The organism is Mycobacterium kyogaense, from assembly GCF_003254575.1.
GTDB lineage: Bacteria > Actinomycetota > Actinomycetes > Mycobacteriales > Mycobacteriaceae > Mycobacterium > Mycobacterium kyogaense.
Genome location: NZ_QJUA01000006.1, coordinates 158328 through 175704 on the forward strand (window position 1 = coordinate 158328; position 17377 = coordinate 175704).

Genomic DNA, 17377 nt, shown 5'->3' on the forward strand with positions numbered 1-17377 from the left:
TAACCGGCGACTGCTGTCCGTCTAGCCAGCGGTGAGCGCGGGGCGGTCCAGGTCGGACCGGTGATGACGCTGCAGGAGGTAACGGAGCCACCGAACATCGATTAACACAGTGATCCTTACGCAGTCTTGGTGAGCAGGGGAAGGAGCTGACGCCGAGCGACCATTGCATCGGCGAAGCGGTTGAGGGCCTCGGGCACAGAGCCGGCCGCGTCGAAGTCGATGCCGTGGGCCCGCAGGGTCTGCTCGACCGGGCGGCTGGCCACCATCGACCATTCCACGCCGGCCGCGCTGCATGCGTCGTCCACGACGAACAGGAGTGAAAGCGCCTCAGCGTCAAAGGATGTGACGCCGCTGAGGTCGAGCACGAACGGCTTCTCCGCGAGGACGAAGCGGCGCGTGTACTCGGTGGCTCGGGCGATATCAGCGTCGCCGAGCGCACCCGTGACCGTGACCACGGTGGCCAACTGGCGGCAGTGCGCACGAATCTCGGCGCCACCGCAATCGAACGTCGGATTGCCGTACATTGCCGCCTCCCTCGATCATGTGCTGGATGTCGGGTTCGTTCGAACCGGACATGTCTCAAGGTAGGGGCCCAATTTAAGGCCGTGGGGAGTAACGACTAATACTTCGCTAAGAACTGCTTTCAGACCCGCTAGCAAACTCGCCGGTAACTTCTAGCCGCGGCGCTGCTGTTGCGAACCGGTGTAACCGGCCCAGGGGTTGTAGTCGGCCAGCAGCTCCTGCTGATCCGGTCTGGCCGATTCGGGCACGTGCTCGAGGTTGATGCGAATGCGGTACCAGATCGAACTCGGCCCCCGCATTCCGTCCACCAGAATGTCTGTGGGAGTGAGCTTTTCAGCCGCCGCAGGATGCATGTCCTGCCACCGCGCCAGTGCGGCCATCGCCTCGTCCTTGGTCTTGGTCCTGGCGATCTCGATCAGAGGTTTCGTCGAGTGGCGCCGGCCGTCGGTGACGCGGTGTGTGCCGCGCGGAGCCTTCTCCGCGGGGCCGAGCCGCTCGGCCAACTCCAGCAGAGACTCGAGTCCGCCCGGGGTGTCGTTCATTCCCTCCCATGGATCCCCCTGCTCGGCGAACCGGGTCGGCACGGTCGCGACCGTGAACCTCTCGGGGCGGCAGTCGGCGACCTCGTCCCAGAACAACGGCGTCGAGACCCGGGCGTCCGGCGTGGCACGCACGGAGTAGGCCGAGGCCACCGTGCGGTCCTTGGCGTTCTGGTTGAAGTCGACGAAGACGCCGTGGCGTTCTTCTTTCCACCACCGCGCGGTCGCGGATTCGGGGGCGCGCTGTTCCACCTCGCGGGCCACGGCCTCGGCGGCCAGCCGCACCTGCTTGAAGGGCCAGCGACGGTGGATGCGCGCGTAGATGTGGAAACCGCGGGAGCCGGAGGTCTTCGGCCACGCCACCAGACCGTGGTCCTCGAGGACCTGCCGGGCCACGAACGCGACGTCGAGGATCTGCCGCCAGCCGACACCCGGCATCGGGTCGAGGTCGACCCTCAGTTCGTCGGGGTGGTCCAGATCGTCCGCCCGCACCGGGTGGGGATTGAGGTCGACGCACCCGAGATTCACCGCCCAGATCAGGCCGGCCGGACTGTTGAGCACCGCTTCGGCGGCCGACGTCCCCGATGCGTACTTCAGCTCGGCGACGTCGACGAAGTCGGGACGCTTCTGCGGAGCTCGCTTCTGGAACACCGCCTCCTCGGTGATGCCCTTGACGAATCGCTTGAGGATCATCGGGCGGTCGGCGACCCCGCGCAGCGCGCCGTCGGCCACGGCCGCGTAGTACTCCATCAACGCGCCCTTGGTCACCCCCGCATCCGGGAAGACGATCTTGTCCGGATGGGTGATCGGCACCTGCTGCCCGCCGATCTCGAAAGACTCCCGAGCAGCCATTCCTTCATCGTAGGTTCCAGACCGTTCTGCGATCGGCGTCACATAAAGTTGACCCATGTCCACGCTCACCGACCTGGCCGCCCAGGCGCTCGGCAAAATCACCCAGTCCGCGGAGATCTACTGGGATCGCGGCACCGCGGAGCTGCACTACGCCCGCAAGATGTTCGAAGCGGGTGCGCTGAAACTCGAACCGCCGCAGGACATCGCCGCGTTCCTGGGCGACATCCGCCGGTGGGGTGAGATCGGCATGATCCCGGCGCTCAACGCCCGGCGCACCCCGCACGCCGTCGCGGTGATCGACGACTTCGGTGAGATGACGTTCAAAGAGCTCGACGATGCCGCCAACGCGGTGGCCAACGGATTGCTCGCCAAGGGTGTCAAAGGGGGCGACGGCGTCGCGATCCTGGCCCGCAACCACCGCTGGTTCCTGGTGTCGTGGTTCGGGGTGGCGAAGACGGGTGCGCGCATCATCCTGCTCAACAGCGAGTTCTCCGGGCCGCAGATCAAGGAGGTGTCCGAGCGTGAGGGCGCCAAGCTGGTCATCTACGACGACGAGTACACCGCCGCGGTCTCACAGGCCGAACCCGCGCTGGGCAAGCTGCGCGCGCTCGGTGTGAATCCGGACAAGGACGAGCCGTCGGGCAGCACCGACGAGACCCTCGAGGAATTGATCGCCCGCACCGGGTCGACACCGCCGCCGAAGGTCACCAAGCACTCGTCGATCATCATCTTGACCAGTGGCACCACCGGAACGCCCAAGGGCGCCAACCGCAGTGCCCCGCCGTCGCTGGCGCCCATCGGCGGTGTGCTGTCCTCGGTGCCGTTCAAGGGCGGCGAGGTCACCTCGCTGCCCGCGCCGATGTTCCACGCGCTGGGCTTCCTGCACGCCACCGTGGCGATGATGCTCGGCACCACATTGGTGCTGCGCAGGCGTTTCAAGCCGGCCACCGTGCTCGCCGACATCGAGAAGCACAAGGCCACCGCCGTCGTGGTGGTCCCCGTCATGCTGTCCCGCATGCTCGACGAGCTCGACAAAACCTCCCCCAAACCCGACCTGTCCTCGCTGCGCATCGTGTTCGTCTCCGGCTCCCAGCTCGGCGCCGAACTGGCCACCCGGGCGCTCAAGGCATTGGGTCCGGTGATCTACAACCTCTACGGCTCGACCGAGGTGTCCTTCGCGACAATTGCTGGGCCGCAGCATCTTTCGAAGAACCCGTCGACGGTCGGTCCCGTCGTCAAGGGGATGAAGGTCAAGATCTTCGACGACAACGGCAACGAGCTGCCCCAAGGTGAGGTCGGCCGCATCTTCGTCGGCAGTTTCTTCCCGTTCGAGGGCTACACCGGTGGTGGCGGCAAGCAGATCATCGACGGGCTGCTGTCCTCCGGCGACGTCGGCTACTTCGACGAGGACGGCCTGCTCTACGTCAGCGGCCGCGACGACGAGATGATCGTCTCGGGTGGAGAGAACGTCTTCCCCGCCGAGGTCGAGGATCTCGTCAGCGGCCACCCCGAGGTCATCGAAGCCACCGCGCTGGGCGTCGAGGACAAGGAGTGGGGCCACCGGCTGCGCTGCTTCGTGGTCAAGGCCGAAGGTGCTGCGATCGACGAGGATGCGATCAAGGCGTACGTCAAGGAGAACCTGGCCCGCTACAAGGTGCCACGCGAGGTGGTCTTCCTCGACGAACTCCCGCGCAACCCCACCGGCAAGATCCTCAAGCGTGAGCTGCGGGAGATGGACGTCGAGTGAGCACGGTGGAATAGTCGCGCCGCGCCGGTGGTAGTACCCCTGCGTGAACATCGATCTCCACGGAAAGTCCGCACTCGTCACCGGTTCGACCCAGGGCATCGGGTTGGCCATCGCGCAGGGCCTCGCCTCGGCGGGGGCGCGAGTGATCGTCAACGGCAGGAGCCAGGACCGCGTCGACGCGGCCGTCGCCGGCATCGACGGTGATGTCATCGGTATCGCTGCCGATGTGTCAAACGCCGCGGGTGCTCAGGCGCTGCTCGACGAGGTGCCCGATGTCGACATCCTGGTCAACAACCTCGGGATCTTCGGAGCCGTGCCCGCCCGCGAGATCACCGACGAGCAGTGGCGTACCTATTTCGAGGTCAACGTCCTGGCCGCGGCCCGACTGATTCGGCTCTATCTACCCGGGATGGTGGACCGCGGCTGGGGGCGCGCGCTGCAGATCGCCAGCGACTCCGCCATCGTGACGCCCGCGGAGATGATCCACTACGGCGTCTCGAAGACCGCGCTGCTGGCGTTGTCTCGCGGGTTCGCCAAGGACGCGGCGGGCAGCGGGGTGACGGTCAACTCGGTGATCGCCGGCCCCACGCACACCGCAGGCGTCGAGGACTTCGTCTACCAACTCGTCGACAAGTCGCTGCCGTGGGATGAGGCGCAGCGAGAGTTCATGCGACTGCACCGCCCGCAATCGCTGATCCAGCGGCTGATCGAACCCGAGGAGATCGCCAACATGGTGGTCTACCTCGCCTCGCCGCTCGCGTCGGCGACGACGGGCGGAGCGCTGCGGGTCGACGGCGGGTACGTCGACGCGATCCTGCCCTGAGTCGGCTATTCCACTGCGCCGGCCATGATCGCCGACCCGGGCACGGCGAGCGTGAACAGCATCACCAGCATCAAGAACCAGCCGGCACCCTGCCAGGCCGCCCATCCGCGTTCTGCCTTCCACTCGCGATAGGTGCGCACGAAGGCGCCCACTCCGCCCAGGAACAGGAACAGCGGCACCAGTGACGCGGCATAGACGGAGTCGCGTGCGCCGAAGGCGTAGAACGCGAAGGCCAAGGCGGCCACGGCGACGACGACGGCGGCATAGGTGACCGCCGCGCGCGCCGTGCCCGGCTTGTCGAACCGCTTCTCTGCGAAGTCACGGTCGTTGGACATGTCAGGCGGGTTCCCGCAGGGGCCCGCCAAAAACGTCAGCGGCCCCCGATCTGTATCGGGGCCCGCCAAAAACGTCAGCGGCCCCCGATCTGTATCGGGGGCCGCTGACGTCACGTGAGGATCAGGACTTGCTGGCGGCCTTCTGGCGGGCCTCCTGGGTCTTCGCCTCGGCACGAGCCGCCTCGGCTTCGGCTTCCTTCTGCGCCACGTCCTTCAGGGCGCGGGCCTTCTGCTGCTGAGCCTCGCCCTGCTCCTGCAGCCGGTCGTTGTCGAGCAGGATGCCGATCACCTGCTTGGACAGGCCGATGCTGCCGTCGACGAGCGCGCGAAGTGCTGCGATGGGACCGCTGGTGCTGTCTGCCATGGTCGTTCCTTTCGTTCCGCCGCGCCGTCGAGGTCACGAGCGGGCCCGATCTGCGGTGCGGCGAGGGTGTGGGGCGGGCCTGCTAGCAGGGTGCCCACTGCCGCTTGCAAAAGCACGCAGTGTTAGCAGCGTCTCACTTCGAGAGCCACCGGACCGCGGTCCGGGCAGTTACGGATCGCGCGGCAGTCCGAGCAGACGCTCGGCGATGATGTTGAGCTGCACCTCCGAGGTGCCGCCGTAGATCGTCGTCGCGCGGCCGGCCAGCAGATATTCGGCCCACTTGCCCGAGAGCTGACCCTGGTCGCCGATGGCGGCGTCGGTGCCGAACGAGCTCACCCCGAACTCCGCGTACCCCTGGCCGGTCTTCATCGACAGCAGCTTGGAGATCGCGGCGGCGGGCATCGGATCGCCGCCGGCCAGTGTCAGCAGCGTGGACCGCATGTTGAGCAGCTTGGCGGCGTGGCCCTCGGCGATCAACCGGCCCGCTTCGTTCTGTTCGATCTGGTCGAAGTGGCCGTCGCGGACGAACTCGACGAACTGGTCGAGGCTGGCCAGGAACGGCGGCTCGCTGCTGCCGATCGAGACGCGCTCGTTGGTCAGCGTGTTGCGGCTGACCTCCCAGCCGCGGTCGACCTCGCCGAGCACCATGTCGTCGGGGACGAACACGTCGTCGATGAAGACGGTGTTGAACATCGCGTTTCCGGTCAGCTCACGCAGCGGCTTGACCTCCACGCCCTCGGACTTCATGTCGAGGAGGAAGTACGTGATGCCCTGATGCTTGGGAGCGCTCGGGTCCGTTCTCGCCAGCAGCGCGCCCCACGCCGAGAACTGTGCGCCGGTGGTCCAGATCTTCTGTCCGGTGATCCGCCAGCCGCCGTCGACCTTGGTGGCCTTGGTGGTCAGGCTGGCCAGATCCGATCCCGCACCGGGCTCGGAAAACAGCTGGCACCAGATCATTTCGCCACGGAACGTGGGCGGGAGGAACTGCTGCTGCTGAGCGTCTGTGCCGTAGGCGACGATCGACGGGATGATCCAGGCGGCGATGCCCATCTGTGGGCGCTTGACCCGGCCGGTGGAGAACTCCTGGGCGATGATGATCTGCTCGATCGGGTTGGATGCGCGGCCCCACGGCGTCGGCAGGTGCGGCTGCACCCAGCCGCCCTCGGCGATCGCGGTGTTGCGCTCCGCTCCGCTCGGAATCGCTTTCAGCGCAGCGACTTCGGCGCGAATCTCTTCGCGCAGCTTCTGTGTGTCGGGGTCCAGGTCGATGTCGATCGAGCGCATCCCCGTCGTGGTCGCGGTGTCGACGACCTGCTGGGGGTAGTCGGCGTGCCGGCCGAACGAGGCCGCCAGCACGATGGCTCGCCGGTAGTAGACGTTGGTGTCGTGCTCCCAGGTGAAGCCGATGCCACCGTGCACCTGGATGCAGTCCTGCGCGCAGTGCTGTGCGGCCACGGGCGCCAGCGTGGCCGCGACGGCCGCCGCGAATTCGTACGAGCTCGCCTTCTCTGAATTGCCTTGCAGCTCTTCGTCGATCGCGCGGGCAGCGTCCCACACCGCACTGGTGGCTCGCTCGGTCTCGACGATCATCCCGGCACACTTGTGCTTGATGGCCTGGAACTGGCCGATCGGCCGGCCGAACTGCTCCCGGATCTTGGCGTAGGCCGACGCGGTGTCGGTGGCCCAGCGCGCAACGCCGATGCACTCGGCGGACAGCACCGTGGTGATGATCGCGCGGGCCAGGTCGCGACTCACACCGCTCAGTACCCGATCGTCGCCGACCTCGACGGCATTGGCGCGCACGTGGGCGATGGGACGCAGCGGGTCGACGCTGGGCACCGCCTCGATCTCGAGGGCGTCGGCGTCGAGGACGACCCATTCCTCCCCGGATTCGATCGCCACCGGCAGCACGAGGACGGACGCCTGCCCGGCGGCCGGTACCGCCCGTACCTCGCCGCGGACCACGAGCCCGCTGCCCTGCCGGGTGGCCGTCAAGCCGGAATCGATGGCGTAGGCGGCGATCACCTCGCCGGCTGCCAGGCCGCCGAGCACCTCGGCCTTGGGGTCGTGGGCGGCGATGAGCGCGCTCGCGATGGCCGACGGCACGAACGGGCCGGGGACCGCGCCGTAGCCGAACTCGGCCGCGACGATCGCCAGTTCGAGGATGCCGAAGCCCTGGCCGCCGACGTCCTCGGAGAGATGGACGCCTTGCAGCCCCTGCTCGGCGGCGGCACGCCAGAAGGACGGTGGGTTGGGGATCGGAGTTTCCAGCGCTTCGTGCAGTGCCTCCGACGGCGCGACGCGCGCGACGAAGGACCGCACCGAATCGGCCAGGTCGTTGTGCTCTTCGAGGATGGCGATGGGCATGGGGGGAACCCTCCGTTGGGCTGGCTAACCGGTTGGTTGGGTCGAGGTTACCCCGGGACCTGGTTCACCAGGTTCGCTAGGTCTTTTCCGTCACGGAGTCGTTCACAGTTGTCGAGCGCCACCTCCAGGTAGCGACGCATGGTGTCGGCGGTGTACCAGGTGATGTGCGGGGTCAGCACGACGTTCGGCAGCGCCAGCAGTGGGTTGTCCGGCGGCACCGGTTCCACCCCGAAGACGTCGAGACCCGCTGCTGCGAGGTGCCCGGACCGCAGGGCGTCCGCCAGTGCCGACTCGTCGACGATCGGCCCGCGCGACGTGTTGACCAGCACTGCGCCCGGCTTCATCGCCGCCAGCGCCTCGCGGCCGAGCAGACCGTGGGTGGCGTCGGTCAGCGGCAGGTGCAGCGACACGATGTCGCTCTCGGCCAGCAGCTCGGCGAGTGTCCGCCAACCGCGCGTGCCGTCGTCGCGGGTACTGGTGTGCACCACCTGGGCGCCCATCGCCGTGACGATGCGCTCCACACTGGTCGCCACGTTGCCGTAGCCGATCAGCCCGACGGTGCAGCCGCCGATGTCGCGCACGGTGTCGCCGAGGCCGGGGTCCGGTGGCCACCCCCGGCCGGCGCGGGTCGCGGCGTCGAGCTCGGGCAGCCGGCGCAGTGCCGCGAGCATCAGCAGCAGCGTGCCCTCGGCGACCGAGGGCGCATTGGCGCCGGGCATGTTGGCGACGGCGATGCCGCGTTCCGTGGCCGTGTCGACGGCGATGGTGTTGACGCCGGCGCCGAGCTTGTGCACCAGGCGTAGCCGGCTGCCCAGCTCGATATCGCTGGCCGACAGCGGTCGCAGCACATGCCAGAGCACCTCGGCCTCAGGAAGCAGGCGATAGAACGTCGCGTCGTCGTCCTCGGCACAGAACGTGACATCGAGCCAGTCGCTGTGTGGGGCAACGAAAGCCGTGACCCGCTCACCCGGGACGAAGTGCGCCAGCACCTTGATCGGCGGCACGGTGATCTCCGTCAGTGCTGCGCGATCTCGATGTCGGAGAACAACACCCGGACACCGCCGGTGGACACCTGCGCCATCGCCTGGAAGAACGCGCCGGCCTCGGGTGTCGCGACGGCGGCGCTCGCGGCGTCGTAGTCGGTGTAGTAGAGATCGATCATCCGGTAGGCCGGTGTCGGACTGCCGTCCTCTTTCGGCCACACGCGCGAAGTCTCCATCCTGACCCAGCCCGGAATGCGCTTGGCGGCCTCCAATTGCTGCTCCGGATAGGCCGATTCGAACTCCGCCGGGTCGGCCGGATTGTCGTAGATGACCGTGATCTTCGTTTCAGGCATTCGTCGAGCCTACGGGGTCGTGGGGTGGGTCGTCAGGCGTCGACGGGATTCACTCGGCTGACGATCAACGGGTCGGCCGGGGTGAAGGGGAACGTCGGCAGATCGTCGATGTGCGTCTGGAACGTCGCCGCCAGCACCTCACGGCTGTAGGCGCTCGCGGAGGCCTTGTAGCCGATGTCGGCAGGGAACGGCTGGTCGAAGAAGATCAAGAAGTGCCACGGGTCGGCGCCGATGTTCTCGATGTGGTGCGGGTAGGCCCGCGGGATGAAGTACATGTCACCGGCAGTCATCGTCCACGTGTTGAGGTGGCCGTCGGGGGTCATCATCGTCATGCGGGCCTTCCCGTGCCGCACGTACCCCATCTCGGCCGTCACCGGATGCCAATGTGGTTCGCGCATACCGTCTTCGGTGACGCGCAGGCTGTACATCGACATGTCCTTCAGGGCGGGCCAGAACTGATCGCGGGCGAAGCGGGCGTTGCCGCTGGCGTAGTTCAGGCCGGGGGCCTGGGCCTCGATGTCGAATTTGTGCGGATCGCTGAAGTGCGCCGAGGCGGGGATCTCCGGTTCGCCGGTGCGGCCGGCGAGCTTGTGGTCGACGGTGCTGCGCCGGATCGTCGAGAAATCCGCGGCGGGCAGGTCGTAGGTGTTGCCCAGCACGGCATCGGTGAACGCCCCGAACGTCGCCCCCAGGCCGAAGTCCTCGGGCCGTTCGTTGCGGAACGCGATGATGAACTCCGCGGTGTCGTTGCCGATGTTCTCGATGTGATGCAGTGCGCCGGAATCGATGTGGAACATCTGGCCGGCGGTCACGATGAAGTTGGCGAACCGGCTGTGGTCGTCGAGCACCGACACGAGCGCGGTTCCCGCCACGCAGTAGGTGAGTTCGTTGGCGTTGGCATGCCAATGCGGAGTCCGCATCGCGCCCGGCGCGAGCACCACGCGCTTGATCGACAGGTTCTTCAGCGTCGGCAGGTTGTCGGCGGTGACCCGCCGCATCGAGCCGAAGTCGTTCTCCTCGACGATCTCGCCGTCGTGCAGTGATGTCGTGAACGGCGCCGATGTGGAAGTGATGCCCATGGTGTCCTCCTGCGTGGGTGTCCTCGGCACCTACTCTCATCGATGGGCGGGCTCCTGTCATGGAAGCTGGCCGCCTCCGATGGTTACCGCTAGCGGGAAGATCAGCCGTCGGTGCGGTACAGGCGCGGATCGCCGAGCTGATCGATCAGGGCGCCGAGCTGTGTGGCCAGCTCGGCGGGGCGCAGCCGCAATTCGCCGAACAACCATGCGCTCAACGTCTGAGCGACCCCGCCGACCACGAAATGCGCCGCCGCGGCGATCCTCTCGTTCTCGTCCAGATGGAGCGCGGCCCGGGCGTGCTGGCCGGACAGCAGGGCGAACAGCGCGCCGGACTCCGCGCGCTTGCGCACCACCACCGGGTTGGTCAGGTGCGCGCTGAACAGCAGGCGTCCGAGCCGGGCATCCTCGGACACCACCCGAACGATGTTCTGCATCGCGGCGTGCGTCTGCTCTGTCGGGAGCGCGGCGGCCATCGCCGCCTGGGTGGTCGTGGCGATGTCGGAGACAACCTGGTCGAACAGTGCGGCGACGAAGGCGTCCTTGTCGGCGAAGCTCTCGTAGAAGTACCGGGCCGCCAGGCCCGATCGGGCGCACAGGGCGCGCACGGTGAGCTCTGCAGGGACCGGCGCCCCGCCGAGAAGGTCGAGTCCCGCCTCGAGGAGCTTCCGGCGGCGTTGGGCCATCCGCTGCGACGCATCGACGCCGCGATACGGACGGACCTGGGCCATACCCCATCTTGACACCCGTGCGGCGCGGCAACACAATCAGGAAACGCACGTTCGCAACTTTGGGCGACGGCGCGAGAGGAGCTGCTCGTGGCGGTACAGGACTCGAGGACGACATCGCCGTCGGGAGGCGCGAAGGGAGGCGCGCCGGGAGGCGCGAAGCCCGACGAGGGAATGCTGGGCCTCGGGCTGCTGGCCGGCCCGGCGAACGTGATCATGCAGCTGGCGCGACCCGGCGTCGGCTACGGAGTGCTCGAAAGCCGTGTCGACAGCGGCCGGGTCGATCTGCACCCGATCAAACGGGCCCGCACCACGTTCACCTACCTGGCGGTGTCCACCAGCGGCACCGACGCACAGAAGGACGCGTTCCGCCGCGCGGTGAATCGTGCTCACGCCCAGGTGTATTCGTTGGAGGACAGTCCGGTCTCCTACAATGCCTTCGACAAAGACCTGCAACTGTGGGTGGGTGCCTGTCTGTACAAGGGCGTCCTCGACGTGTATCGCCTCTTCGTCGGCGAGGTGGATGCCGACACCGAGGCCAGACTGTTCGAGCAGGGCCGCAAACTCGGCACCATGCTGCAGGTGCCCGAGGACATGTGGCCGGCCGATCCGGCGGCCTTCGACCGCTACTGGCAGGAATCGCTTGACAAGGTGCACATCGACGACACCGTTCGCGACTACCTGTACCCGATCGCGGTGTCGCGAGTGCGTGGTGTGCGACTGCCAGGCCCGCTGCAACGCCGAGCCGAACAGACCGCGTTGCTGATCACCACCGGGTTCCTGCCGCAACGCTTCCGCGACGAAATGCAGTTGGAGTGGAATGCCAAGCAGCAGAGACGATTCGATCGGATCATCCGCGTGTTGCGGGCGGTCAACACCTGCTCGCCCCGCGTGGTGCGGGAGTTCCCGTTCAACGTGTTGCTCAAGGACGTCGACCGGCGCATCCGCACCGGGCGACCCCTGGTCTGAGGCGGTTCAGTCGAACATGACCGGGCCCAGGAACCGGGTCATCCGCCGCAGGTAGTCGGGCTGGCTGACGTGCAGCACGTGGTTACCGGGGAACCAGTGGAAATCGCAGCGATCCCAGTGTCTCCAGAGCATTTCGGCCTGCTGGGGCGGTGCGAGACGGTCGCCGAGGCCGGCGATGATCAGGCGCCGCTCTTTGGCCGGCAGCGGCCGGTAGTTCAGCGGAGAGGAATACATCGTCGCCGCGTCGACCAACTCGTTGTCCGCTCCGGACAACCAGTTCCGGAGCGCCACGACCCTGTTCGCCGGGAACCATTCGTCGACCGTGCGATCGGGTGTGACGACCGGAACGTTGGGGATCACGGCCTGAATCCTGTCGTCGACGCTGGCGAGCAGCGCCGAGGTGTAGCCGCCGAGTGACATGCCGGTCAGCGCGATGCGATCCACGCCGGTGTACTCGAGATAGTCCAGCACAGAACGGAAGTCGTGCACCGCCTGCGCCATCGCCTCGCAGAAGCCGGAGAACCCGTGCGCGAAGTAGCCGTGCCCGGAAAACGGTGAGTACTGCTCGGCACGGCGGCCGTGGAACGGCAGGGTGTACAGCACGACGTCGTACCCCGACCGGTAGAACCAGGGGAGGGCGAAGAACAGCCCGTTGAACAGGTAGGCCGAGCCCATGAACCCGTGGATGAGGCACAGCGTGGGACGGGGGCCGTCGTCATGGCGCCAGTGCTGCGCGTGCACGACGTTGTTGCGAACGAAGCCGGCGCACTGCTTGCGCATCGCCGGATTCACCGCGGTGAAGCTGCTCTCGAACCGGATGTTGCGCACGTTGCCGCGCGCCACCCACTCGGCCACCGGGTTGGCCGGCCGAGACGACACGCGCGGCGGTGACTCGGGGGCCGGGAACGCGACGGCCGGATCCTTCATCGCTGCCAGCTCCGCGTAGAACTCCAGCTGCTGCTGTTCGGCCGCCGAGCGTGACCGACGCAGGGCGCCGAGCACCGACGGCGCCATGGTCACGCTGAGCAGCGACGCGATCGAGGTGCGTAGGGCGAGATCGGCGACTGCCGAGGAGTCCACGATGACCCGCTGGCGCAGCGTCAGATCCACCCTGCGCGGCAGCCCACGCGCGGTGGCGTCGGCGCCGGGAACGTCGGGAACCGGCAGCGGCAACTCGTCGGGTTCCTCGATCGCGACGGGTGAATCCACGGTTGCCAATTTAACTGCCCACCGCCTGCCAGACTGGCCGCATGTGGAATCCCGAGGTGTACCTCGCCTACGCCGACCACCGCGGACGGCCGTTCTACGACCTGACCTCCCGCGTGGCCGCCACGGAGCCGCGCCGCGTTGTCGACCTCGGCTGCGGTCCGGGCAACCTGACGCAGACGCTGGCCACCCGCTGGCCGGGCGCGACGATCGAGGCCTGGGACTCTTCCCCGGAGATGGTCGCCGCGGCGCGTGAGCGCGGGGTGGCCGCCGAGGTCGGCGATGTGCGGGAGTGGACCCCGGCGCCGGACACCGACGTCGTCATCAGCAACGCCACCCTGCAGTGGGTCCCCGAGCATCGGGAGCTGATCGTGCGATGGGCCGCCGAACTCACCCCGGGAGCATGGCTCGCCTTCCAGGTGCCCGGCAATTTCGACGCGCCGTCGCACCGCGCGGTCCGTGACCTCGCGGCTCAACCCCAGTGGGCAGAGCTGTTGCGGGACTTCCCTTTTCGCAGCGCGGAGGTGGTCGAGTCGCCGCAGGACTATGCCGGTCTGCTGCGCGACGTAGGGTGCACCACGGACGCGTGGGAGACCACCTACGTCCACGAGCTGACCGGTGAGCATCCGGTGCTGGACTGGATTCACGGCACCGCACTGCGGCCGGTGCGTAGCGCCTTGGGTGACGCGCAGTGGGAGCAGTTCCGCGACGAACTGGCGCCGCTGCTCGCCGAGGCCTATCCGCAGCGGGCAGACGGCACCACGTTCTTTCCGTTTCGCCGGATCTTCGTGGTCGCGCAGGTCGGTCAGCGGCGCTGATCGAGCAGGGTGAGAACCTGCGCGACCAATGCGTCGATGTCCGCCCCGGTGGTGTCCAGCACCAGATCGGCATCCTCAGGAGGCTCGTACGGGGCGTCCACGCCGGTCAAGCCCTTCAGTTCGCCCGCGCGCGCCCGCGCATACAACCCCTTGGGATCCCGCTTCTCGCACTCCTCGCGCGGAGTTGCGACGTAAACCTCGATGAACGGCAGCTTCGCCGCGTCGTTGAGCGCCCGCGCGATCTCCCGATCGGACTTCAGCGGTGACACCAGCGACGCCAGTGCCACCACGCCCGCGTCGGCGAACAGCCGCGTCAGGTGTCCGACGCGGCGGATGTTCTCGGCACGATCACCCGCGGAGAAGCCCAGATCGTCGGACAGCCCGTGCCGGATGTTGTCGCCGTCGAGTAGATAGGCGACTTGTCCCGCATCGACGAGCGCCCGTTCGACAGCGACGGCGATGGTGGACTTACCCGAGGCGGGTAGGCCGGTGAACCAGATCGTCGCACCACGCTGGCCCGTGGCCGCCCGACGGTACTCCCTCTCCAACGACGAAGGGTGCCAACGAATGTCGTTGCGCGTCTGCTCACCCGGCTTGACCTCGCGCGGCTCGGTGATGGTGCCCGCACCGACCGTGTCATTGGTGGTCTCGTCGATCAGGATGAACGCGCCGCTGTCCCGATTGTCGGCGTAGCTGTCAGCGACCACCACCGAGCTGGTCCGCAGCGTCACCGCGCCGATGTCGTTGAGCACCAACTCCACCGGGTTGTCGAGATCGTCGAGAGTTTCGGGGTCGAGCCGTGAATGAAGGGCCTGCACTGTGGCGCGGACCGTGCGAGCACCCTGCTTGAGCGCGAAGCGGTCACCGGCCCGCATCGGGCTGTCACGGAACCAGCAGATCGTGGCGTCGAGTTCGCGGGCGAGGACCGGTACCACTGCGTCGTCGTCGCCGCTGACGAAGACGTCGCCGCGACCGACGTCGATGTCATCGGCCAGCTCGATCGAGATAGACAGCGGTGCAACAGCAACGGGGCGATCCTCGTCGAGGGTGTCGACCACGGTGACCGTGGACCGGGTACCGGCGGGCAGGCTGACGATCGAGTCGCCCACCTGCAGGGTGCCGCCCGAAAGACGCCCGGTGTAGCGGCGACGCTGCTCGGCCGTGGGCCGTGACACCCACTGCACGGGGAATCGCAACTTGCGCGACTCCGGCTGCGGCGCAGACAGTTCCACCGACTCCAGATACTCGAGCAGCGTGGGACCCTCGTACCAGCCGGTGCGGTCGGAGCGGTGCACGACGTTGTCGCCGTGCTTGGCGGCGATCGGGATCACTGTCAGATCGGCGCCGCCGAGCCGCGCCGTCACCGTACGCAGCTGGCGGTCGACCTCGCCGAAGCGTTCGCGGTCGAAGTCCACCAGGTCGATCTTGTTCACCGCGGCCACGAAGTGCTTGATGCCCAACAGGTTTGCGATGCGGGCGTGTCGATTGGTCTGCCGCAGCACACCGGCCCTGGCGTCGACCAGCAACACCGCGACGTGGGCGTTGGAGGCGCCGGTGAACATGTTGCGGGTGTAGCGCTCGTGGCCGGGGGTGTCGGTGAGGATGTAGCTGCGTGTCTCGGTCGAGAAGAACCGGTAGGCGACATCGATCGTGATGCCCTGTTCGCGCTCGGCCCGCAGCCCGTCCGACAGTGCCGCCAGATCGGCGACACCCTCCTCGTCGGTGACGGCCTCGAGATGGTCCAGCGGCAGGCTGTCCGTGTCGTGCAGGAGCCTGCCGATCAACGTGCTCTTACCGTCGTCCACCGATCCTGCGGTGGTGATGCGCAACAGCTGGCGTGTCATGTCGTCTTCCCCGTCGCTACGCTGCGCTCCGCTCGCCCCGGCTGAATTCCCCGTCGCTCCGCTCGCCCCGGCTGAATTCCCCGTCGCTTCGCTCGTCCCATCATCAGAAATACCCCTCACGCTTGCGGTCTTCCATCGCCGCCGCCGACGTCCTGTCGTCCGCCCGGGTCTCGCCCCGCTCGGAGACGGTGGCCGCGGAGATCTCGCCGATCACCCCGTCGATCGTCGTGGCGTGGGATCGGACGGCGCCGGTGATCGTCAGGTCACCGACCGTGCGATAGCGCACCCACTCGACCGCCGCGGTCTCGCCGTCGCCCGGCTGGGCGTAGTCCGAGACCGCCAGCAGGATTCCGTCGCGCTCGAAGACCTCGCGTTCGTGGGCGAAGTAGATCGACGGAAGCTCGAGGTTCTCCAGCGCGATGTAGCGCCAGATGTCCAACTCCGTCCAGTTGCTCAGCGGAAAGACCCGCACCTGCTCACCGCGACGGATCCGACCGTTGTAGAGCGACCACGGTTCCGGCCGCTGTGCGCGGGGGTCCCACTGGCCGAACTCGTCGCGGAAGCTCAGGATGCGTTCCTTGGCGCGGGCTCGTTCCTCGTCGCGACGCGCACCGCCGAACGCGGCGTCGAAGCCACCCGCCTCCAGCGCGTCGAGCAGCGTGCGGGTCTGCTGGCGGTTGCGCGAGGCGCCCGGACCGGGATCGGGGACCCGGCCCGCATCGATCGACTCCTGCACCGAGGCGACGATCAGCTTGTGCCCCTGATCGGTCACGCGCCGATCGCGGAACTCGATGACCTCGTCGAAGTTGTGCCCGGTGTCGACGTGCATCACCGGAAACGGAAGCGGACCGGGTCGAAAAGCCTTCTCCGCCAACCGCAGCAGCACGATCGAGTCCTTGCCCGCCGAGAACAGCAGCACCGGGCGTTCGAGCTCGGCCACCACCTCGCGGATGATGTGCACGGCCTCGGCTTCGAGCAGCCGTAGCTCGTCGACGTGGACGGTGTCGTAGGTATCGGAGATCTCGGTGCTCATGTCGGCAGACCGTCCTTTTCGGCGTCGGCGCGGTACCGGTCCACCCAGTCGTCGGAGCGCTGATCGGCCTGGCGCTCCAGCACCGGCGGTGGTGCCAGGCGCGGGTCCTGCCCGACGGCCTCCAACACCGACGCCACCACCTGCGTCAGGTTGCGCCACAGCACCGGGTAGGGCACGTCCATGGGTTCGATGCCCTCCTCGGCGAACCAGGAGCGCCAGCCCTCTTCCTGGGCCCGCAACATCTTCACCACATGTGCTATCGCGCCGGCGTGGTACTCGGCGCGAGCGTCGCGCACCGGGTCGGGCCGGCCGCGCCACACCCGTGTCTGCACCGCCCGCCAGAACGACACCGCCTGTGACACAACGTCAGGGCGGTAGACGTGAATCAGGACGGGATCGGTGCCGATCACGTCGCGGATCGCCGCGAGCAACCCGGAGCCGCTCCGGTCGGGCAGCCCCTCGGCGCGCTGCAGAAGCAGCGGTGTCTGGTTCCACATCAGCTTGCCGCCCCAGACGCCGTTCGGCGTACGCCCGACAGTGCGGATGTAATCCCGCCAGATCTCGGGCGGGGCGAGGTCCGGTTTGCCCTCGTCGAGCGGATCGAGCAGGCGCAGGATCGACTCGTCTGTCACACCCTCGAACCACTGCCGCGGCTGCGGTGACTGGCTGGTGGTCGGCAGGTACTGGAAGAACTCGCCGGGTTCGCCGGCCACCCCGGTCGCCCGCAGAGACTCGACGAGCAGGGTGCTCCCGCTGCGCTGGGAGGCAAGCACGAGGTAGGCCGTCGGGGCAGGCATGCGCGTGAGCTTAGCCGTGAA

At 67.7% G+C, this 17377-nt stretch carries 17 protein-coding genes; 4 read left to right on the top strand and 13 right to left on the bottom strand.

Annotation, left to right across the window (positions count from 1 at the left end):
- Positions 1-116: 116 nt before the first annotated feature.
- A complete protein-coding gene (locus tag DMB80_RS07015) occupies positions 117-524 on the bottom strand; it encodes an STAS domain-containing protein (protein WP_111509184.1) in 408 nt (135 codons plus the stop codon).
- Positions 525-674: 150 nt separating this feature from the next.
- A complete protein-coding gene (ligD, locus tag DMB80_RS07020) occupies positions 675-1913 on the bottom strand; it encodes a non-homologous end-joining DNA ligase (RefSeq protein ID WP_111509185.1) in 1239 nt (412 codons plus the stop codon).
- A gap of 55 nt (positions 1914-1968) precedes the next feature.
- Here ligD and fadD2 point away from each other — a divergent pair, with 55 nt between their 5' ends.
- Positions 1969-3660 (top strand): long-chain-fatty-acid--CoA ligase FadD2, encoded by a 1692-nt coding sequence (fadD2, locus tag DMB80_RS07025; RefSeq protein WP_111509186.1) that lies wholly within the window; start codon positions 1969-1971, stop codon positions 3658-3660.
- 43 nt (positions 3661-3703) lie between these two features.
- A complete protein-coding gene (locus DMB80_RS07030; RefSeq protein ID WP_111509187.1) occupies positions 3704-4483 on the top strand; it encodes an SDR family NAD(P)-dependent oxidoreductase in 780 nt (259 codons plus the stop codon).
- 5 nt (positions 4484-4488) lie between these two features.
- On the opposite strand, the gene DMB80_RS07035 is transcribed toward DMB80_RS07030, so the two are convergent.
- From DMB80_RS07035 to DMB80_RS07065, 7 genes are all read right to left on the bottom strand, one after another.
- A complete protein-coding gene (locus tag DMB80_RS07035) occupies positions 4489-4818 on the bottom strand; it encodes a hypothetical protein (RefSeq protein ID WP_111509188.1) in 330 nt (109 codons plus the stop codon).
- A gap of 121 nt (positions 4819-4939) precedes the next feature.
- A complete protein-coding gene (mbp1, locus tag DMB80_RS07040; RefSeq protein ID WP_046366806.1) occupies positions 4940-5182 on the bottom strand; it encodes a microaggregate-binding protein 1 in 243 nt (80 codons plus the stop codon).
- Positions 5183-5350: 168 nt separating this feature from the next.
- Positions 5351-7549: an acyl-CoA dehydrogenase family protein gene (locus DMB80_RS07045; RefSeq protein ID WP_111509189.1), complete on the bottom strand. Its 2199-nt coding sequence runs from the start codon at positions 7547-7549 to the stop codon at positions 5351-5353.
- A 47-nt stretch (positions 7550-7596) separates the two neighbouring features.
- Complete coding sequence (locus DMB80_RS07050; RefSeq protein ID WP_111509234.1) at positions 7597-8544, bottom strand: 2-hydroxyacid dehydrogenase; 948 nt, start codon at positions 8542-8544, stop codon at positions 7597-7599.
- A 20-nt stretch (positions 8545-8564) separates the two neighbouring features.
- Positions 8565-8885 carry an EthD family reductase gene (locus tag DMB80_RS07055; RefSeq protein WP_048421637.1) on the bottom strand — a complete coding sequence of 107 codons (321 nt, stop codon included), beginning with the start codon at positions 8883-8885 and terminating at the stop codon, positions 8565-8567.
- 32 nt (positions 8886-8917) lie between these two features.
- On the bottom strand, positions 8918-9964 hold the full coding sequence (locus DMB80_RS07060; protein WP_111509190.1) for a cupin domain-containing protein: 1047 nt from the start codon (positions 9962-9964) through the stop codon (positions 8918-8920).
- Positions 9965-10065: 101 nt separating this feature from the next.
- Entirely contained in the window at positions 10066-10692 is a 627-nt protein-coding gene (locus tag DMB80_RS07065) for a TetR/AcrR family transcriptional regulator (protein ID WP_111509191.1), read from the bottom strand.
- A gap of 87 nt (positions 10693-10779) precedes the next feature.
- Between DMB80_RS07065 and DMB80_RS07070 the strand changes: the two genes are divergently transcribed.
- Positions 10780-11658, top strand: a complete 879-nt coding sequence (locus DMB80_RS07070; RefSeq protein ID WP_240431043.1) for an oxygenase MpaB family protein — start codon at positions 10780-10782, stop codon at positions 11656-11658.
- Between the two features lie 6 nt (positions 11659-11664).
- On the opposite strand, the gene DMB80_RS07075 is transcribed toward DMB80_RS07070, so the two are convergent.
- On the bottom strand, positions 11665-12867 hold the full coding sequence (locus DMB80_RS07075) for an alpha/beta hydrolase family protein (protein ID WP_420812138.1): 1203 nt from the start codon (positions 12865-12867) through the stop codon (positions 11665-11667).
- A 41-nt stretch (positions 12868-12908) separates the two neighbouring features.
- On the opposite strand from DMB80_RS07075, the gene DMB80_RS07080 reads away from it, so the two are divergent.
- Positions 12909-13682, top strand: a complete 774-nt coding sequence (locus DMB80_RS07080) for a trans-aconitate 2-methyltransferase (RefSeq protein WP_111509194.1) — start codon at positions 12909-12911, stop codon at positions 13680-13682.
- Here DMB80_RS07080 and cysC read toward each other — a convergent pair.
- The 3 genes from cysC to stf0 form a co-directional block, all read right to left on the bottom strand.
- Entirely contained in the window at positions 13670-15526 is a 1857-nt protein-coding gene (gene cysC, locus DMB80_RS07085) for an adenylyl-sulfate kinase (RefSeq protein ID WP_111509195.1), read from the bottom strand. The genes DMB80_RS07080 and cysC overlap by 13 nt on opposite strands.
- A 103-nt stretch (positions 15527-15629) precedes the next feature.
- The gene (gene cysD / locus DMB80_RS07090) at positions 15630-16559 is read right to left on the bottom strand and encodes a sulfate adenylyltransferase subunit CysD (protein WP_111509196.1); all 930 of its coding nucleotides are present in this window, start codon (positions 16557-16559) and stop codon (positions 15630-15632) included.
- Positions 16556-17356, bottom strand: a complete 801-nt coding sequence (stf0, locus tag DMB80_RS07095) for a trehalose 2-sulfotransferase (protein WP_111509197.1) — start codon at positions 17354-17356, stop codon at positions 16556-16558. Before stf0 ends, cysD begins: the two co-directional genes overlap by 4 nt.
- Between the last annotated feature and the right edge of the window lie 21 nt (positions 17357-17377).